Raw genomic sequence first — 19,722 nt, 5'->3', positions numbered from 1 at the left:
CTATTAATTATGTTTTTGCAGGTAATTGACCTACATTAGTTTGGAAATCCAATGTTTCAATTGAATTTGTTTCGCATCTGCCCCATGTAGAAGAGCCTGAATATTGACTTCATATTCATCCAAAAGCTTCATACGACTGAATTGATCATTAAATTGAAGCATGTTTAAATCAAAAACATTAAAAATCGTTATCCCGTTTGCATGAGAAGACAAAATTGAAATTAAGTCAAATATCGATAATGATTGATCATTGATATTGTCGTGACCTAACTCCTGAATTTTCCTTTTACTTTCAAGCATCTTTTTTTTAATTCTCGCTGCATGCTCATTCAAAGGATTAAACTTTTCATCATTTGGGGTCACCAGGCAGTTTTGAATTTTTATGATTCTAATAATCTCATTAAAGTCCTCGCTGCTTACCTCTAACCCATCAATGTATAATGCGTTATTTTTGTAATGAACTACATCCGCTTTTAGAAACAATCTAAGCGCGTCAACAAGATATGATGATAAATCATCTTCAAACAATTCAAAGATAATCTCAGCTACACTTAACTGCGGAGAAAGCTGCGATAAATACTCCGGTTTAATGAGCTGTTCTTTGGTAAGCAAAGCAACTTGTACGACTTGACTATATTTGCTGTACCCATACTGAATGATTTCTTTCAAGGTCAACGGTGAAACAAGCAGCGGCCCAACTGATGTAGGCAAATTAGCTAATGCTTCCAGCTTTATGTCATCTTCAATCTTCAATGAAATTCAATCTCCTCACCTCAGTCTTTCCTGCGTCTTCCTTTGCATGCCTAAGTTTCGTATGTATAGCTGCTTAAAGTTGGAAGAGGGGACATTACATACGGCTTCACATACGAAAACTTACGCTTTAAATCCACCTATCCGATTGAATAGATGTGCTTAAAGCGTAAGTTTTATTGAAATACGATCCAGGAGAACACGGATACTCTCCTCATCCTTCTTTTTTGTTTATATAGAAACATTCAGTTTCAAGTAATTGAGATTTGCGCGTCAGTACGTCATCACAATCATTGCTGTTATCCTCAACTACCATTCTTGGATTCCCTATCTCATACTCGATAATTTGTACAATACCAATAGGATCAACTGTATATTTAAGCATGATTCCACCAAAATCAAAAAGACTGATTCCTTTCATGTTCTGGGATATATTTATCTATCACATTAGAAGATTATATTAATTTACATATATTCCATTATTTATATGATATTTTTGACTTTTTTCATTTTCCTACTTGTCGATATTCGAGTAATTAAATAAAAAAAGACCACTCAACAATGAGTAGTCTTCATTCATGTAAAGCACCTTGCTCAGATAACCTTCAACACTTCTTTCAGCTTTTCTGCTGCCTTAAAATCAGCTACCCTTACTTCAGGTATAGAGACGATGGCTCTTACTTTTGCTGATTCAGCATCCAATCCTTGATTCAGTAATTGGGTAAGCAGCATTGGATTAATTCCTTTTCTCGCCGATCTTACATAGGTATCAAATGTGCCGAAATGAAGCAGTTGGACTTTTTCACCGGCTTGCAACGATTCAGAAATCGTATCAAGAACAGCATCGACAATAATTGAAGCAACTTTTTTTGTCACTTTTGTTTTCATAACCACTTCACTGACTAAACCTTGTTTATTCAAAAGACCACCTGCCTGGTTAAAGTTTTTTAATTTTATGCTCCGTCTTCTTTATCACATTAGAAATTAACAAATAGTACAATATTTTACTTTATAGTAATAAATTATTAATTATTTTCATTTTCCTACTGAACCCATTTTTCTTGTTTCCATAATCGATTCTTCTCTCTCTTAATCACCCGCGCGCAATCGGTGCAATATTTTTGAATGTTTTTATTTTTGATGATGAGCAGCTCGCACTGCTGGCATTCCATTATATTTGTCCCCCCCTTCGCTCTTATATACTCGTAAACATAATTTCTGAAATCCTTAATTACAACTCCCTTCTCAGATTCATTATGAATAAAAAGAACTTTGAAGTTGGTATTTGTCATCGATTTTGAGCTCTCAATTAATCCTCGTTTCATTAATACATGGAAAATCAGCTTCTTCTCCTGTGCCTTCAGGTTAAGCTTCGAGTCTCTTATGATGTCAGTTGTTTTGCTGTTCATCCAATTGTGGTTATCCGGATTAATACTATTTTGGATTTTCGCATGCACCAGAAGAGCAAAAGCAACCTTCTCATATTCTTCGTGTTCAATTGCCCTGATAGATGCCAGTTCATCTTGTGTGATGATAATTTCATCTACCGAATATAGTCTATGATCCGCCTTTTCTAACCTTTTCAAATATTTATTTAAGATCGCATCCCAAACTAGAGGATTATAGGTATCCATTTTTTGTATAATAACGTTCTCTACTTCTTCCTTGACGCTCTTCCGCTTTAACCCCTCCCCATAGAAATGTTTAACTAAAACTCTAATCAGATCATGCTTATTTGGACCCCAGTAATCCTCAACTAGTATCTGATGAAGCAGTTTTTTTTCACTTAGCAAAATATTCATGTACCCACTCCTCATGTAGTCCGATTTGTTTCTTTTTCATTGAAAACCTATTTCCGCTGAATTCAATATCGCCAGCAGCATCCAGTTCAGGATATGAAATAACAAAATCATTCCTTTTCAATAAGTTATTAATCATTTTTTCTCCAACAATATCCCAAGCAAACTGTTTGGACTGATCATTGGTATAACATAAAGTAACAATAATATCGCACAACTCCTCCTCATTACTGCACATTTGCGAAGCTATAACTTTAAATCTTTCAGTGAACAAACGACGTTGATCGGAATAAGTATCTTCTGCTGCACGATTAGAAATCGTTACTTTTTTGCCCAGCATATAGGCTTGAGTCATGTATTTATATTCATCATACAAATCTTTTATTTTCTTAAATGTACTTTTACTATACGTTCGATCCGGAGACATGAGGATGGAATAGTCAAATGCTTCGCTTTTCTGTTTGCTTTTCCTTGCTGCAAAATGCTCTTCAATTTTCCAACAAAGCTGATTAACTACTGAATTCCCCCTAGAGACCGGCATCTGGTTAAAATACGATTGTATAAACTGTGTTTCTTCGTCCGTCTTGCTTTCCTTTTCTATTAATTCCGCTACGCTGCAGCCAAAACGGTTAAATGAATTTTGATTGGTATTGGATAAAAACTTTTTATAATCATTGTTTAAGTGCTCATATCGGTAAATCATAAAATACGGTTTTTTGTTCGCCAAAATACGAATATTAAACTCGTTAACATTCAAAACTTCCTTCGTATCTTTATCTAGCTCTAGATTGGACTTGTAGTTAAACCAAACAGAAGGCATTGGATGAAACTCAATTCCTTTTGCTTTATCAATCGCGTTTTGCTGATAATGCTGACAGCTCATAATTCTTTCCAAAAGGGTTTTATATTCTAAACTCTCAGGTTTAAATTCAGCCAACTTGTCATACATACTGGTAGCGCTATTCGTAATTTGACCAATTTCATTGCCAAAACTGTTTTTGTTCGCTATAACAAAATCTTGCTCGGCAGGAATAACAGCATTGGCATTCTTTTGTTCACAAATAAGTGCCTTGGATTCATTAATTCCGGACAAAATAATCTCATTCGATGTTGTCATAATTTGATCACCGTCGAAATCACATCCATTAAGTGCCTGTGTCGTTGTATCCCACGCATTAATTATCGTAACGCCGCTTAGATATGTATACCACTTGTTAATTTCCTCATTTTCGACGAATCTAAAGATTCGAATGTTATTGTGACAGGTCATAGGTGCTCTGAATGCTGCCACTTGATGGATGCCTTGATCCAACCAATATCGGGAATAGAATTCACCGGCTCCTAATAATCCTCTCACTTCTTTGAATTGAAACATGTGCTCCAATAATGCTACTGGATCCCCTGAGAGGATGCTGTAATTCCCCTTTACTTTCAGTTCTCCTATTTTGGCGCTATTAATTCTTTGATCAATCATTTCTCTAATCTTTCTTTTTACAAAAGGGTCATTGATCATCTGAGGATCAATCATCAGTGCTTGGGCATAATCGTAGGTTAGCATCTCGATGTTTTTATCACCCACATGATTCCCTTTTAGATATAGAATACTCTTACGCCAGTCCCTTCCCATGACGTCTTTAATTTCATCTACAGTCGGCATAAGAAGCTGATCTAAATCAGCCTCGTTCAAGTGTAAAGACTGGATGAATTGGTAGTTCAAATTACGTTCTTGTTCCAATTTTTTAGGCGTCGTTTTGGTTACACGATAAGAATAGCCGTTTTCTTTGCAGCAAGCTCGATAATGGCCAATATTGGCATAGCTGCTCCAGAGCTTCAACATGCCCGCTGTTAAAATAATTTGGACTTTAGATATATCTTGTAACTGCGACCATACATCCTTCACCGTTTCGGTTTGGGCTTTCTGCTTTGCCCATAGCACAAAATCAAAAGTAAACAAAGTTCCTTTACAAAACGAATTCCGAACAATAAATCCGCTTGGAATATAATCTAGTCCTAAATCTGCAGCCCATCTAGCAGCAAACTCAGGAGAGATTAAACCAAACCCATCCGAAGCATTAACTTGCACCTTGGTATATACTTCTTCCAAACTCGGCGGCTGATCTGTATGATCTTTCAGCCTAATAACCTCAGCATCAATCTCATGCACGAAATCGCGAACCACGAGTACCCCCATTTCATCAGGCTCGGTTACTTTTACACTTGCACTGCTAATCAGTGACTTATAAGATTCAAGTTTGGCTGGCACTATTTCTTTATTTACATCGCGGCCATTGTCAATCCTTTTGCGTAATTCCGCTCCAACCTTATCACTGACATAAACGATTGTTTCGTTCTTCACTCCACCGTTTGTCCCATATAACCTTGTAAATCGGATATTATTGAAATAAAAACCTTTATTGGCTTGATCAAAATCTGTTTTTTTATCAAACTGTATACATAAGTAATCATTCATAAATAGTAGTTCATCCAGTTCACAATAAAGCCGTCCTAATTTCTCTACATGACTCTTCGTTGTTTTTTTCTTTTTGATCAACTTGATTTGCTGTTTAATTTCATCCACTTTCTCTTCAGAGAAGCCGCTTTTGACAATCTCATCTATGAATTCGATAGCCTGACTATTGGCTAACGAGACGACTGACCCTATTTTTCTTGCGGAATCTGGATCCAAAATAAGATTCCAGTCATATTTTTTTAGAAGTGTGCTGTTAATTTTATACATATATCTTAAAGACTTGCGTTGAGCCAGCATGCAGCTTCCCCTCCAAATTAAGATTCATCTTTCATCTCTTGCATTTCATGAACCATATAATAAAACTATTCTGATGTTTTGTAAATCAAAACATTTTGTTTATATTTACAAAACATCGCAACGGAGTTATACTTTGTACAAGAAAACAGAACATTAGTTCCCCATTATATCACAAAGGAGGTCTATCCCATGCACAATTCAACATCCACCCATTTCTCAGCTTTCGCATCCCTTCAACGCTTTTTTGAGTTAAGCCAACATGCTGAGCCTACTCAAGTTCAAAAAGAAGAAGCCGTCCTAGTGCTTTGCAAACTGTATGGCTTTAATGACGAGAGTGAACTTCACTCCAGCGGAAACGCCGAATTCATTGCCCATTTTATAGAACTTACAAAGAAAATAACAAAACCGCAGCAAACTACGCTGCGGTCCAATTAACACTATCTACTGCTCCTCACTCACCACAACCGAATCACGAATCTGCTCAAAAGAAACCGGCGTATAATCCAACTGTTCCACACTGACATTATAATAATGATGCCCCTCGTATTTCTGGCCGTGAATATGGCCATGGACGTTGACGTATGGCATCTGTTTGTTCATATACATCGGCTCATGGGACAGGAAGAAAAAGTTTTTATAAATGATAGGATACTCGCTTACTTCATCAAAGCCGGCGTCGAGCCACCAAGTTCTCGAACGTCCTCGGTCGTGGTTGCCCAGAATGAGAATCTTGTAGCCGTTCAGCTGAGAAACGATAGCCTCAGTCTTCTCTTTGTTAAGAAAGGAAAAGTCGCCAAGATGAAAGACGGTATCGTCTTTCGTCACGACCGCATTCCATTTGGCAATCATGGCTGCGTTCATTTCATCTGCATCCGCGAAGGGACGATCTTCGAAATCAATAATGGATTTATGACCAAAGTGATGGTCGGAAATAAAATAGGTTTGGGACATGCAGGGTCCGCCTCCTCTTCGAATATAGCGTTACTCCAACATGTCATGAATTGTCTGGAGCGATGCTTCAATCGCTTTTCTCAGCGGCTGTGATTCTCCTTTAAACGGGTGAACAGAGCCAAAGGTATGATTGCCCTCAGGGATACGAATCCACTTAATAGCGGGATTTTGCTCGATTAATCGCTTTGATCCTTGGATGCCTCGCTCTCCATCTTCGGTTCCTTGAATCAACGTGATTGGACAAGCAGCTTCGCTAATACGACCCACAATGTCAAATCGCTCAACATTGCGTTCCATATCTTCTAGGATTTCAAGATCTAGCGGCATGTTTTGCTTCGTACGTCCATTCAATGTATAGGTTCGACCCTTTGCCCGCATTTCCGCCTTATTTTCCTCTGTCCATAAATCAACATTCGCAGTGCCATTCCAGCTCAGGACGCCGGAGATTTGCTCTGGATGCTCCAGTGCATAAATCAGACAAACTGCCGCACCTCGGCTGTGACCCAAAAGAAAAACGGGCTTCTCTACGCTGGTATCATCTTGACGCTGGCTATATTGGATAATTGCCGCTAAGTCCTCCAGGTCTTTGGAATAGGTATCTTTGGCAAACTTCTCAAGCTCTGTAAACTCAAGTAAATCTGCCCCGACGCCGTTGTGTGAGAAATTAATGGAAATCACATCTACCTCGTTAGCCAAGCCTTGAGCGACATGCGGGAACATCCCCCAATCTTTGAAGCCTTTGTAGCCATGGCAAATGATGAGCCGCCCTCGAGAAGGCTGTATATTCGCTTCCATGTAATCTCCTCGTACAATGCGATCTTCTTCCAATTTAAGTTCAAATGGTTTGCCAGCGTTCAGCTTCACATAGATCCCTTCCTTTCCGATTGTGCTTTAATCATTGTTATTACTGCTAGTTTAACATAATCTCTGACAGGCAGCCTAAAACAGAATGTTAATAATAATTTCATCTCTTTATGTAAAAACTGACTATGCTGAACTAACAAAATCTACCTCAGGAGGAAGCTCATTTATGGGTTACAACCGAGCAACCAGCTTGCTCCCAAAGCTGATCTGCACGCTGTTGTTGTTTTTGCTGTTAATAGGCTTTATGCTGCCTATGGATCAGGCTGCAGCGAATGCGAGTGCATTCCGCCTTGTCGTCCAAGCGACTGCCAGTTCTGCTTATCGGACGGAAGTTGTTTTTACCGATAAGAAGTTAGGCAAAGTGCTGAAAGAAGGGCAATCTCGCTCAGACCTCTCTTATGAAGAAGCGCTCCTTCCTGATACGACACTTTTCTTTGAAGACAATGGCCGAACGTACAGCTTTGGGGTCACCACCGATGGAGAAGTCGTCGAGCTTGTTTCCAAATCAATTCTTACGCTTCCTCACAATGTCCAGACCTCGCTGAGCGCGCAAGTGCAAGCGGTAAGAGCCAAACATTATGGCGAGATGCTTCCTTGGGAGGAAGCAAGCCTAGTCCTCCCCAAATATAGCAAGTTCACGATTGTAGACGTGCAGAGCGGGCTCAGCTTCGAAGGGCAGCGCCGAGCGGGCTCCAGTCATGCGGATGTGCAGCCACTGACCAAAGAAGACTCCGCGACGCTCAAAGCTATCTACGGCGGCGCCTGGAGCTGGGACCGCCGAGCGGTCCTCGTGAAGCTGAACGGCCGCACGCTGGCCGGCTCCATGCATGGCATGCCGCATGGCGGAGACGGTATTCCCGGAAATGACTTCAACGGTCATTTCTGCATTCACTTCCTCGGGAGCGTGACACACGGCTCCCGCTCCGTAGATCCGGCGCACCAAGTCATGGTGCACCGGGCTGCCGGCTTGCTGATCCCCTACATCAGCAAGCTTTCGCCCTGGGCGCTGATCGACGTGTGGATCAGCGCGGCGAACCAAGGTGACCTTCAGCTTCTGCAGGCCACCACAGGAACAGAACAAGCGGTGCACGTGCGCAGCATGCGCCGCTTGTCCAAGTTCCCGGAGCAGGACGTGTCCCAGCTCCTGCAGCTGGAGACCGCGGTCAGCGTCACAGCTACGCCAGAAGGCGCCTCCGCGGTCGTGAACAGGCGCGTGCTCTTTCGTCTCGAAAGAGCCTCGTTAGATACACGCTGGTACATTCGCAGCGCGGTCATGCAATGAGAAACGGCCTGCCCCACTTCGCTTAGCGTGGGGCAGGCCGTCTATTTTTCACTTCACCGTGATCTTGCCTTTCATAAAGTTCTTATGAGGCTCACAGAAATACGTATACTCTCCCGGCGTAGTTAATGTGATGCTTTCCGACTCCCCGGTTGCTAACAGATTGGTTTGGAAGCTGCCATTATCAGCAACAGCATTATGCTTCACTTTGTCCTTATTCGTAAAAACAACTGTCGAGCCTGCTTCTACCGTAATATCGCCATCTTTGAAGGCAAATCCTTCGATATTCACGTAATACGTGTTAGCTGCTTTTTGCCCGGAAACAAGATTAACCGTTCGTGCAGCCTCATCATAGACCACTTTAATCCCGAAAACCTCTGCCAGAAAACGCGAGTGTACGTAAGTTGAGCTGTTAATGAGCTGCGCCGGTCCAATCATCGTATGAATGGAGCCATCGACATCGGCATCGGATGAACCGATCGTCAGTTTGACGGTTTTATTATCTTTTTTTACGGTGACCGTTTGAGCAGCCGCATCATAACCCACTTCGGATCCAATTCCTTCGGCAAAAGCGCGATAAGGCACGAATAAGGAATTATCAATCAAGTAAGCCTCGTCTAGCTGAAGCGGTTTCCCATTCAAAGTAAGTTTCATATCGGACTTCACTTGCTGCGTAGTTCCTGCCTTCAGGCTCATATCTGCTGCCATACTCATATCATGTTCTTGGGCGGAAACTGGCCATATACCTGCTGCGAACAACCCAATACTAAGAACAACGGCAATTACAGTTTTTTTCATCATCAAAAATCCTCCTTTGAATTATCCTTCACTCCTAAGAGTAAACGGATCAAAAGAGGATTCGGTTTACTTTCTTCTCATTATTGTTCAGGTTGACCTGAAGCTTTCCGTAATTCATTCGCTAAGCGGTGAAACTCCTCACGGGCATCTGGCGAGGAGGTTGCCCCATAACCCGCAGAAAGGAAAGGAATAATGGCATTGGCGTCACTGGCAGCCAAAGGATATGATACGGGCGGGTCAGGTGGTGATATCGTGTTCCACCAGCCTTCATTCCCATAAGATTCATCATGATCGATACCGATGCCATGTTCAGTGACATCATTTAGATATTGGTAAATTTGAATAAATGCGGACTTCTTCCCACCGCTCCATGCATAGGTTTGCCAATAATGCGAGCAAACTCCTGCCTGGCGAACTGCCTCCATCACGGAGTAAGATCCGTAAACCCCAGTTGTATACGCCGGTGTCGCTTCGCTCGCTGCTTGAATATAAGCAATAATCGTCGCCATTTGCGTACTGCTGGCATCGAAATCGACAGCAAAATAAATGCAGCTGCCCACAGGTTGGCCGACTTGTTTCGCAACTTGCAGCGCAGTTGCCCCATCGGCTAAGCCAGCGGTCCGCCCTCCAAGAGCCCGATTAGCTGTTGTCTCGAAGACAGATACGAGCTGCAAACCAGCTTTGCTAATTACATCGGCTTCACTTTTGGTTAGTGCTTTGAATCCACTTGGAACCAGATATCTGGCCACAAACAAGTAGCCGTCATTGACGAAAGCAGCGGCAGTTGGTACCGTTAAAGGCGTTGAACAATCAAAACCTTTGGTCACTTTCAATCACCTATTTTCTACTAGTTTCCTACATCATATGCTTAAAAGCTTTGGGGCGCTACTCTCGTAATAGACATATAGAGTGATCCAACATAAAAAGGCTCTCTCCCTGAGGGAAAGAACCTTTATACGTAAGGAGAAGTGATTTAAGCCTCTCCCGTTCCGAATCTCTTGGCATTTCTTGCCCGAGCCCGCTCCATTTCAACCTCACGATTGCGCGGCTCTGCATTCGTCACCAACGATTCCATCAGCTTGCGAGCGATCAGACTTACTTCATTCACCGCGAGCTCGAAAGCTTCCTCGTTCGCTTTCGAAGGCTCCGTGAAGCCAGATATTTTGCGAACAAATTGCAAAGACGCGGCGCGAATCTCTTCATCCGTAACGACCGGATCAAAGTTAAATAAAGGCTTAATGTTTCGGCACATCATTTGTTCCTTTCTGGGGGGGCTTATTTATGTCCATAAACGACAAAAACCCTTATACCAAGGGTTTGCGTGCTATGGGCCCAGAGGGACTCGAACCCCCGACCAATCGGTTATGAGCCGACCGCTCTAACCAACTGAGCTATAGGCCCGAAATGAAATAAATTGGTTGCGGGGGCAGGATTTGAACCTGCGGCCTTCGGGTTATGAGCCCGACGAGCTACCGGGCTGCTCCACCCCGCGTCATTAGCTGTCGCTCAACAGCGACAAAAATAAATATACACCAATCGCGAGGTCTAAGTCAAGCGTTAATTTTTAGGTTAGTTTCAAGCAGCTTATGTGTTGTATCGAACGCCGAAGCGGCCTTTTTTTGACTTGTACACTTCTACTTCCTGCGGGCATTCATAGCCATAAATCCACCAGTCTTCTTCCATTCTTTTCGCTAAACAGCCCGCTTGAAACTTGGAATCATATAATTTGGCCCAATATATCCAATTCATCGCCATCACTCCGTTTTGTTCAAATCGATAATCCTATCTTATCCATAAACGGATTAACTTATGAGTCACATGATCTCTCGGCGCTCTTCGTGAGCACAGAACCAAAAACCGCTTGGTTCTCTGAGCATCAGAGTCCAAGCGGCTTTCACTTCATTCGCTGCTATTGTTTGAACGTAGTCAGCAATCGTTTGACGACTTCTCCGTATTCATTCGTGAACGTCTCAAATACCTTCACTTGAATCGGGAAGTCAAGCTGATTGGATCTCGCATTCAGATCAATCGTATTCGTTCCGTTATACAATCGGCCTTCGCCAGATAAAGCTTGAACGGATTTCCCTACCGGATTGCCCACTTTGTCGAACAATTCAAAGGAAAGGCTGTTGTTGAATTTATCCACTGTTACTTTTTTATCCGGTTTAATATCTAGATCCAGCTTCAACTTATAATCATAGATCATCGAAGCTTGTAAAATTGCTGAAATGCTCCAATCTTTGATCGTGATTTGATATGGATATACACTGAGTTCTTTGCCTGTAAAATCATTTTTCTGCACGGGTACTTTCGCGGTAGCAAGAAGTGATTTATAGGTTGTTTCTCCACTAGATTGTTGGCTGTAAAGATTCATCTTCAAGCCTTCCCCTGTCTCGGAAGCAGGAAGTGCGTACGAGTAGCTTACCACGTAAGAAGCATTCGGAACGACACTTAGTGCGGTCAGCGCCTGTCTTTTGCCGCCATAGGCATATCCGTCTTTGCTCACCAGCTCCGTTTGAATAGCCGGAATGGGGATTGGACGATCGCTGTTGTTCGTCAATTTGAACTTAGCGATAGCCGTATTGAAACCATCATCTTCATTGCTGGTAACATGCAGCTCAACTAACGAGACGTCAACATTCGATGGAACAAATTTATTCGTCGAATCCAGCTTGACTGGAGTACCCAACGCATAATCAGGTGCTGGAATAACGCCTTGCGTAGCAGCTCCGTTTGGCAGCAGAATGTTGATGCGACCCACACGATAGGAATTATCCAAGAACTTGCCTTCGCCTGCCGCTACAGAAAATACTTCTGGCGTGACGACATTCAAGCTGGTGAATTCGGTGTCCAAATCCGTTGGAATCACAATATGGATATATTTCTTCTCACCTGGTTCCAAGGTAACGGAAGCTTCTGCACGACTTCCGGAATACACACGATCTTCCGTCTTGCCATCGATGCCGAAGTTAGGTACGTTCTGGCGTTCTTTGGTCGGGTTCACAACTTGAATTTGGACGACTGTCGAAACACCTTTTGCCGTTATTTCTTTATGAATATCAATAGGGATGAATCCTAACGGCGAACGCAAGGAAGGCAGTGCAAAAGCTTCGCCCCATTTGAGAATGGCTGCAGGCTTTGTGATCGAGCTGTCGCTGCCGTTCCATACATTGCTTCCATCTACTTTAACGGCTAGCAGCGTTGTTTCCTTCTTAGGATACACTTCCAAATCAACATCTACGAAGCTAAGATCCGTAAGAGCCGCATCATCGCCACCGTCAACAACGGTCAAGTAGCTTAGCTCCTGTTGACTTTTGGGTTGAATCGATTTGACATTTTTGGCGCTTGGCTGAAGGGTGTAGTCCGTACCATCCGCCATATGAACGCGTAATTCAAAATCAGGTACGCGGGTAATTTTCCCACTTGTGTTTCTCACTCGGATGACAGCTCCGAGCTTCGTTGAGTCGGATTCATGCTCGTTGAGAATGCTTTTGATTTCTACTTCAACCTTGTCCGTTAACGTATAACTGGTGACAGCATTCGTAGCCGCGAAAGCGGCTAAGTTAGATCCTTCTGCTGCCCATGCAGGAAAAGATGCTGTAGTTAAAAGTGCAGTGGATAGAATAATGGTAGCTAGCGATCTCTTCATCGTCTTCTTCACTTATTTCTCCTCCTAAAGGATAAGTTAGTTGCTTATCTTGACTTTATCTTGATCTTTCAATTGATGTTGCCCGGAAATAACGAGCACATCGCCTTCTTTTACGCCGGAAATAACTTCCTGATTCGTTTCATTCAAACGGCCAAGTTCAACTTTACGTTTTTGTACGGTTTCACCATTTACGATGTAGACGAAATTATCTCCGCCCTCACGGACGATGCTTAAACTTGGCACAACCGGCACGACTTGCTCATCATCCTTGGTCAGCTCAACTTGCGCCTTGGAGCCTGGTCTCAGCTTGCCATCGGGATTCGCAACTTCCAACTCAAGATCGTACGTTTTGGTTTGCCCGTTAATGACATCGGACAAGTAAATGACTTTCGCACTTGCTTTCTGAGTCACGTCCGGAATGTAGAACGTCAATTCACTTTTCCCTCTTATCAGATTAGCCGATGCTTCGGTTAATTGCGACTTAATTTTCACCGGGTTCGTTTGTTGAACTTCTCCAACACGGACTCCGATATTCAATGTTTGGCCAACAGTCACGTTAAGATCTGTTAAGACGCCTGATGCCGGGGCTTTAACGTCCAGATTGCTCAGCGATCTTTCAATGCTGCGCGCAGTGACTTGTGCGGATTCCAGACTTGTCTCCGCTTGTGCAAGCGAGTTGGTCTCTTGCAAGGTTTTCAATGATCTTCTTGCACTATCGAGATCCTTCTTCGTATTCGTTAAAGTCGTTTGAGACTGATCTAACTGAGCTTTGGTTGCAGTTCCCAAGTCATAATCGTTGTGAATCGTATTATAGGCTTTCTGTAGATCGTTGACAGCAGTTTCCATTTTGGAAACGCGATCCTTCGCATCCTCGATCCCATTTGAAGTATTTTGCTTAGCAGCTGTTAGTCCTGCTTGAGCCCCTTTAATACTCACTGTATTTAAATCCTTCTGAATCAACGTATCCGTCGGATCCAAGCGGAAAAGGACATCGCCTTTTTCAACTTTATCCCCGCGCTTCTTCACAATCTCAATAACTTCGCCGCCAGACTTCACCACTACATCTAATTGAACAGAGGATTCAACATCTCCTACTTGTTCAATAGGATCACCAATCTTCTGCTTCACGATCTTTGCCGTCTTGACAACCTTAACCCCTTGCTCAACAGCTGCCGTCGTCGCGGCAGGGCTTGCCGCTGGCGATGCGGAACATCCTACGGCGATCGCCGCGCTAAGCGCGACGATACCGAATAATTTGGCACTCTGTTTAATCGTAAACAACTGACGTTTCATATTCATTTTCTCCTTTTCCCCTGTTCAGCTTATTGAAGAGCAGATGCTGCTTGCTCGGATTGTACAGTTGCCGACTTCCCTTTTCTCTTGAACCAACGGCCTTCTCTTTTCTTAAATAACATTTCATAAATGATAGGTACAATTACGAGTGTAAGCAGTGTAGAAGTCGTCAGACCGCCTATAACGACAACCGCCAAGCCTTTGGAGATAATCGTTCCTTTGGATAAACCTAGTCCAAGCGGCAGCAAGGCAATAATAGTTGCTCCAGCCGTCATAATAATCGGTCTTAAGCGTGTAATCCCCGCTTCAACTAAGGCATCTCGGATGGAATAATTCTGATTTCTAAGCTGTTGAACACGATCGACAAGAACAATGGCATTCGTTACTACGATCCCGATCAACATCAAGAATCCGATCAGTGAGGTTACGTTAATGGATTCCCCGGTCAGTAGGAGTCCAAGGAGCCCCCCAATGGCTGCCAGCGGCAGTGAGAATAGAATCGCTAACGGTGCTCGGGCGTTTCCAAAAGCAATAACCATAACGGTATATACAATGAAGATGGACGCGATGATAGCCATGAACATTTCCATGAAGCTTTTGTTAATATCGTCGGACACGCCTTTGACTTCACGGCTCACGCCTGATGGCAATTCAATTTTGGCAAGCTCATCTGAAATTTTCTTACTTGCTCCGCCTTTGTCTGTGCTAACAATTTTAGCACTTACGCTGATGATTTGCTCTTGATCTTCTCGACTAATGCTGCTAGGCGCATCAATCTGTCTTACTTTAGCAATTTCATTTAACTGCACCGTTTGACCTGTCGGCGTTTTAATCAGGAAAAGACCTAATTTATCGACTGAATTTTTGTACATCGGATTTAACAGCACTTTAGTCTCATAAGTGACATTGTTGAATTTCAAATCACCAAGCTTCTCCTCTGCAATCCAAGCATTCACCGACTGGAGAATTTGTGAACTTGAAAGACCATACAAGCGTGCTTTGTTTTGATCTACGGTGATTTCAACTTCTGTTTTGGAATCACTTAGGCTGTCTTTAATATCATTCAGTTCTGGGAATTCCTTCATTTTATCCTTGATCAGCTGAGCCGCCTGCTTGAGATAAAGCTGGTCATCCCCTTTAAGCGCATAGGAGAAATCGGCACCCGTCGAGGTTGGCGGACCGCCTGTGAACAATTGAATGTTAACATCAGAGCCTGCGGGAAGAAGCTTCAGCATATCTTCTTTGTACTTCTTAACCCCTGCATCTGCATCAGTTTCTGGTGTTAATTCAAAAAACATCATCGTTCTGTAGGCAAAACGGTCGCTGCTTTGGTTGTAACCGACGAGAGATTCAATGTACTTGAACGCAGGTTTGCCTGCTTTGTCTGTATGCTGCTTCAAATCTTTTTCGAGCTCTTTGGATTTCTCATTCATCATTTCGATGGATGTTTCCCGCGGCATTTTAATCGTGATAGCCCCTTGCTTAACAGATTCACTGTTCGGCATAAAGGCAACTGCCAAGTTAGGAACAGTTATGAAAATTGAAAGAATAAGGACAACTAAAGAAATCAACAAGGTTTTGATACGGTTATTCAAAGACCATATGAGTGCTTTTTTGTACTTTTTAGCCATCGGTGTCACATGATTGTCATCGTGTGAAACTAATTTTTTGCTGCGCAGCACTAATAACTTCGCCAGCATTGGAATTACCGTTAACGCTACAATCAATGACGACATTAAAGCAACCACAAGTGTGATGGCAAATGGACGGAATACTTCACCGACAACCCCGCTCACGAAGCCGATAGGACCAAATACACCTACAGTTGTAATCGTCGAGGACGTAATCGCGCTGGAGACTTGTTTCGTAGCCAGCTTGATGACAGATTCATTTCGCTCTTGAGCAGCCTGCAGCTGACTATAAATGTTCTCAATAACGACGATACTGTCATCAACGACCCGACCAACCGCGATCGCCATTCCGCCAAGCGTCATAATGTTCAATGAGATACCGAGCGGCCCCATTACCAATAAGGTGACCAGAATCGAAAGAGGAATCGAAACGAGAACGATAACCGTCATACGAATATTACGCAGGAACAGCAGGATCATAAGCGAGGCAAGCACAGCGCCTAATCCGCCTTCTTGCACCATGCCATGGATGGAATCCTTAATGTCATTCGCTGAATTATAGATCTTATGGAATTTAACCCCTGGAAGTGTTGTTCCCCAGTCCGTCATCAGTTTATCGGCACTATCTGCGAACTCAACAGCATTAGCTGCTTTCGTTTTGTATAGAAGCACCCCAATTGCTGCTTGATCATCTAATCGGGCAATAAACTTCGACTCGCTGATAGCTTCTACTTTGGCAATTTGCTTCAGCAGCAGCGTGTCGCCTGCTTTGGTTGAAATTTTCAAATTATCTAAGTTGTAAATCGTATCCAACTCGCCTTTGACACGAACCATTTGTGAGTTCCCATTGAAATCCACCGTACCCGCAGGACTGGAAACGAGTGAAGCTTTAATCAAGCTCGATACTTCTGCTGGAGTCAGCCCATAGTTGTTAATCGCGGGCGCATCCAATTTAATGGTAAGTACTGCGTCTTGATTACCGACCGAATCCACATGGTCGATTCCTTTTAAGCCATTAAAGCCGGGAAGAATCGTATCCTTGTAGGCTTTATCCAGCTCTGTTTGGTTCATGGACGCGTCGCCGTAAACCGCTAAGTAATAGACAGGCTCGGATGCGAAGCCGGCTGTTAATACCTTCGGCTTCTCGGAGCCTAGCGGCAGCTTCACATTGGAGATCAAGCTCTCCACATCTTTCTTCACGTCTTCAGGCTTTTTATCTTGTTCCAGCTCCAAAATAATCTGTGAGTAATTGTCTTGTGAGCCTGAACTCAGGGTCTTCAATCCATCTAACCCTGCAACAGCCTTTTCTAACGGCTTCGTAACTTCGTCCAGCACATCCTTCGGAGGTGCGACATATGTCGTACTAATTATGACGACAGGAAACGTAATATCCGGCATACTTTCTACCTTCAGTGTGGTTGTAGAAAACGTTCCTCCTACGACCAATAGCAGCATAACAATAAAGATCGCCGCTATATTTTTCATGGAAAACTCAGTTAACTTGGACATTCTCACTTCTCCCCTATCACCAGCTTTATTACGTTACTACCATGATGCACACTCATTCATCATACTTGGAAATTCTTAACAAAACATAAATTTTCCTTGGAAATTTTATGTTTATTCGTGATCTGGATTTATTATATCGCTTCATTGCCAGAAAAACAGGTGAGGGAAGTCATATCTCAGTCATAAAATGGTCATATCGTTCACTTATTGCTTATGACTTCGTGTGACTGAATACAAAAGAAGCGAAGGCTCTGTGCCTTCGCTTCAATTTCAGTGCTAGTCCGTCGTAATAAACCAATCAGCCGTCTGTGTGGCCAGCAGCTTTCTTTGGCCTTGGAACTCGTCATACACACTAAGCTTGTACTTCTCAAGGAATTTAGTATTGAAAATAAGTCCTGGGTCTGAAATAGAGATTAAGAACTTTTCTCGTTTGCCAAGGCGGATCTTCGTATCCTCATCAGCAGTGGAGTCACCATTGTAAACATCGAAATCTTTAAAATCAAATTTTTTCTCAAATCGCTTAATGCCGCCGCCATCTTCAAAAACAAGCAATAGATTATGGCCTTCGGTATTAATTTCCGTTAATTTTTCCTTGGTCAGCTCGTAATTAAACTTCAGCTTAAACAGATTATCCTCAACAGCAGTGCTAATTTTATCAATTGAAATGGTATAAGGGAACAAATCAACATTTTTGAGAGTTTTCGCTACCTCTTTCTTCTCGTCCGGAAGCCAGTAGGAAACAGGATTAACATAAGAATCGGCTACGGCCTTTTCTCCCTCTGACAATTTGCCTTCCGTAACTGCCTCTCCCAAAAGCAAGTTCATATTAGCGGTGGAAAACCCTTTCGGTACGGTAGCCCACACATTCAATAAAGCTTTCCCCGTTGGACTGATCTTGTTTTTCACTTCTGCAACTGAAGCTGGGAATATCGTCCCATCTGGAGAACGGAAGTTAGCAACCAGCTTAGAAACCGTTGAGAACCGTTTCTCCAAATTAGTGACCTCGACCATAGCTGAAAACATGATATTCGTCTTGTCTTCATAAGTAGAGACATTGCGAATCGCATATTTCGCTTTGCGCCCGACATCGTTCGTGGTATAGGATTCTCCGGAGTTAACAAAAGGAATAGCCTGTATCTCGGACTGTGCGGAGAACTCCAACACATCCGTAGTCGTTGTGCTGCCCTTATCCGTTCCTGAAGCCGGTGTGTCCGTTTCATTCTCCTGCAGGACAAGCTTCACTTTAGAAAATTCATACGTATAAGGGACTTTTCCGGCAATTTGCAAATTCACATTCGCTTTAGCCCCTAGTCCGATTACTTTTTCCGTCTGAATGAGCTTCGCATCAATTTTCACAGCATCATCCAGCATGAAGTAGCCGGATAATTTGGGGATGGGCAAGGACTCATCGCCTTTGTTGAACAGTGTTAAATCCGCCGTTAAAATATCTTGATCATCCCAAGGCAAACGATGAAGTCCATTCATTTGCGTCGTATACACGCCTGATTTGTTCGTGAAAGTATATTCTTTGCCGATTGAACCGCCATCCTGTTTGGAAACAGCCGGCAATTGAAAATTGGCAACCGCAACATTCAACTTCAGATCTGCAATTGTCTCAGCCACAGCAAGCTGCCAACCATTCGTAGCAACAGCGACCGGTATCGAACCGGATAATTGAATTTCTTTCTGTTCCTTTGGATTAATCTTTAGATCCTTCATTCCTTTGGCTTCCAATGGATACAGCAGGCCCTCGGATGTGCGAATGGAAAAGAGGTAGGAAGGAATCGTGACTGCGTTATTCCCCCCATTTTCTAATGTTAAGTAAACCGTTGGAACATGATATTTTTCATTTTTGTTGCTGACGAACTTCTTAATCGAAGCATTGACTTGAACGCCCCCAACGGAAATGGCCGCAGCGCTGTCGGTTGGCGTAACATCTGTGAAATCAGCTGGAACGGCAACTTCGCCAAGCACACGTTCAAAATTGGTCTGGCTAAAATCCCATTTGATGAATTGAACAACGAGATCTTGCAAATTCGTAGTCGCATTCACATTCGCATAAAAGGTTAAATCTGTCGTTGACCCTGGGGCCACACGGTTTTTATCTTTATCCGCAGGAACTAAACGCGCCGAGAATTGATTGCCGGATTTGCTTTTCAAACGGGCCCAGTAATCAATAAACTGAAGTTCACTGTTGCCTTCGTTGTGAATGCTGATGGTGAATGTCGCCAATTTCCCGCTTTGGTCAGGAAGAACGTGAATTTGCTTTAATTCAAAATAGCTGCTTCCTGTAATCGGCACCTTGCCTATAGCAGCTGAGATTGCTGCTGGAGTGCTGTCCGCCCATACGGGCGTAACAGCTCCTAGGACTAAGGTTGCTGACAAAGCAATAGTGGCCAAGCGAATATGATGAAACTTAATTTTCATGGGGA

The 19,722-nt window shown here is 43.0% G+C and carries 17 protein-coding genes and 2 tRNA genes; 2 read left to right on the top strand and 17 right to left on the bottom strand.

Going from position 1 to position 19,722, the window contains the following annotated elements:
* Nucleotides 1–30: 30 nt before the first annotated feature.
* The 5 genes from BC351_RS35910 to BC351_RS35895 all read right to left on the bottom strand — a co-directional run bounded on the left by BC351_RS35910 (nucleotide 31) and on the right by BC351_RS35895 (nucleotide 5,316).
* Complete coding sequence (locus BC351_RS35910; protein WP_079420151.1) at nucleotides 31–753, bottom strand: hypothetical protein; 723 nt, start codon at nucleotides 751–753, stop codon at nucleotides 31–33.
* A 211-nt stretch (nucleotides 754–964) separates the two neighbouring features.
* Nucleotides 965–1,135: a hypothetical protein gene (locus BC351_RS42560; RefSeq protein ID WP_158082346.1), complete on the bottom strand. Its 171-nt coding sequence runs from the start codon at nucleotides 1,133–1,135 to the stop codon at nucleotides 965–967.
* A 209-nt stretch (nucleotides 1,136–1,344) separates the two neighbouring features.
* Nucleotides 1,345–1,671, bottom strand: coding sequence for an HU family DNA-binding protein (locus tag BC351_RS35905; RefSeq protein ID WP_208629902.1), 327 nt, complete (start codon nucleotides 1,669–1,671; stop codon nucleotides 1,345–1,347).
* 122 nt (nucleotides 1,672–1,793) lie between these two features.
* Complete coding sequence (locus tag BC351_RS35900; protein ID WP_079420149.1) at nucleotides 1,794–2,552, bottom strand: hypothetical protein; 759 nt, start codon at nucleotides 2,550–2,552, stop codon at nucleotides 1,794–1,796.
* Nucleotides 2,533–5,316 (bottom strand): hypothetical protein, encoded by a 2,784-nt coding sequence (locus BC351_RS35895; protein ID WP_079420147.1) that lies wholly within the window; start codon nucleotides 5,314–5,316, stop codon nucleotides 2,533–2,535. The genes BC351_RS35900 and BC351_RS35895 overlap by 20 nt, the downstream gene beginning before the upstream one ends.
* A gap of 189 nt (nucleotides 5,317–5,505) precedes the next feature.
* On the opposite strand from BC351_RS35895, the gene BC351_RS35890 reads away from it, so the two are divergent.
* A complete protein-coding gene (locus tag BC351_RS35890) occupies nucleotides 5,506–5,751 on the top strand; it encodes a hypothetical protein (RefSeq protein WP_079420145.1) in 246 nt (81 codons plus the stop codon).
* A gap of 6 nt (nucleotides 5,752–5,757) precedes the next feature.
* On the opposite strand, the gene BC351_RS35885 is transcribed toward BC351_RS35890, so the two are convergent.
* Together BC351_RS35885 and BC351_RS35880 are read right to left on the bottom strand one after the other, a co-directional pair.
* The gene (locus BC351_RS35885) at nucleotides 5,758–6,267 is read right to left on the bottom strand and encodes a metallophosphoesterase (RefSeq protein ID WP_079420143.1); all 510 of its coding nucleotides are present in this window, start codon (nucleotides 6,265–6,267) and stop codon (nucleotides 5,758–5,760) included.
* Nucleotides 6,268–6,297: 30 nt separating this feature from the next.
* A complete protein-coding gene (locus tag BC351_RS35880) occupies nucleotides 6,298–7,131 on the bottom strand; it encodes an alpha/beta hydrolase family protein (RefSeq protein WP_244209289.1) in 834 nt (277 codons plus the stop codon).
* A gap of 166 nt (nucleotides 7,132–7,297) precedes the next feature.
* On the opposite strand from BC351_RS35880, the gene BC351_RS35875 reads away from it, so the two are divergent.
* Nucleotides 7,298–8,413 (top strand): hypothetical protein, encoded by a 1,116-nt coding sequence (locus BC351_RS35875; protein WP_079420141.1) that lies wholly within the window; start codon nucleotides 7,298–7,300, stop codon nucleotides 8,411–8,413.
* 48 nt (nucleotides 8,414–8,461) lie between these two features.
* Here the strand turns inward: BC351_RS35875 and BC351_RS35870 are convergent, their stop codons facing one another.
* The 10 genes from BC351_RS35870 to BC351_RS35830 all read right to left on the bottom strand — a co-directional run bounded on the left by BC351_RS35870 (nucleotide 8,462) and on the right by BC351_RS35830 (nucleotide 19,717).
* Nucleotides 8,462–9,211, bottom strand: a complete 750-nt coding sequence (locus BC351_RS35870; protein WP_079420139.1) for a stalk domain-containing protein — start codon at nucleotides 9,209–9,211, stop codon at nucleotides 8,462–8,464.
* A gap of 77 nt (nucleotides 9,212–9,288) precedes the next feature.
* Nucleotides 9,289–10,035: a DUF1906 domain-containing protein gene (locus BC351_RS35865; protein WP_079420137.1), complete on the bottom strand. Its 747-nt coding sequence runs from the start codon at nucleotides 10,033–10,035 to the stop codon at nucleotides 9,289–9,291.
* A 146-nt stretch (nucleotides 10,036–10,181) separates the two neighbouring features.
* Entirely contained in the window at nucleotides 10,182–10,460 is a 279-nt protein-coding gene (locus BC351_RS35860) for a DUF2277 domain-containing protein (protein ID WP_079420135.1), read from the bottom strand.
* Between the two features lie 75 nt (nucleotides 10,461–10,535).
* A tRNA-Ile gene (locus tag BC351_RS35855) sits at nucleotides 10,536–10,609 on the bottom strand.
* A 14-nt stretch (nucleotides 10,610–10,623) separates the two neighbouring features.
* Nucleotides 10,624–10,700, bottom strand: a tRNA-Met gene (locus tag BC351_RS35850).
* Between the two features lie 92 nt (nucleotides 10,701–10,792).
* Nucleotides 10,793–10,957: a hypothetical protein gene (locus tag BC351_RS42835; protein ID WP_167356966.1), complete on the bottom strand. Its 165-nt coding sequence runs from the start codon at nucleotides 10,955–10,957 to the stop codon at nucleotides 10,793–10,795.
* A 160-nt stretch (nucleotides 10,958–11,117) separates the two neighbouring features.
* Nucleotides 11,118–12,869, bottom strand: a complete 1,752-nt coding sequence (locus BC351_RS35845) for a hypothetical protein (protein ID WP_079420133.1) — start codon at nucleotides 12,867–12,869, stop codon at nucleotides 11,118–11,120.
* Nucleotides 12,870–12,893: 24 nt separating this feature from the next.
* Entirely contained in the window at nucleotides 12,894–14,150 is a 1,257-nt protein-coding gene (locus BC351_RS35840; RefSeq protein WP_079420131.1) for an efflux RND transporter periplasmic adaptor subunit, read from the bottom strand.
* A gap of 29 nt (nucleotides 14,151–14,179) precedes the next feature.
* Nucleotides 14,180–17,290: an efflux RND transporter permease subunit gene (locus tag BC351_RS35835; RefSeq protein ID WP_079420129.1), complete on the bottom strand. Its 3,111-nt coding sequence runs from the start codon at nucleotides 17,288–17,290 to the stop codon at nucleotides 14,180–14,182.
* 276 nt (nucleotides 17,291–17,566) lie between these two features.
* Nucleotides 17,567–19,717, bottom strand: a complete 2,151-nt coding sequence (locus BC351_RS35830) for a hypothetical protein (RefSeq protein WP_079420128.1) — start codon at nucleotides 19,715–19,717, stop codon at nucleotides 17,567–17,569.
* Nucleotides 19,718–19,722: the final 5 nt, after the last annotated feature.

Origin of the sequence: Paenibacillus ferrarius (genome assembly GCF_002027705.1) — a bacterium.
Classification (GTDB): Bacteria; Bacillota; Bacilli; order Paenibacillales; family NBRC-103111; genus Paenibacillus_E; species Paenibacillus_E ferrarius.
Note: the sequence above shows the minus strand (reverse complement) of the source record. Positions and strands in the feature narration are given on the sequence as shown.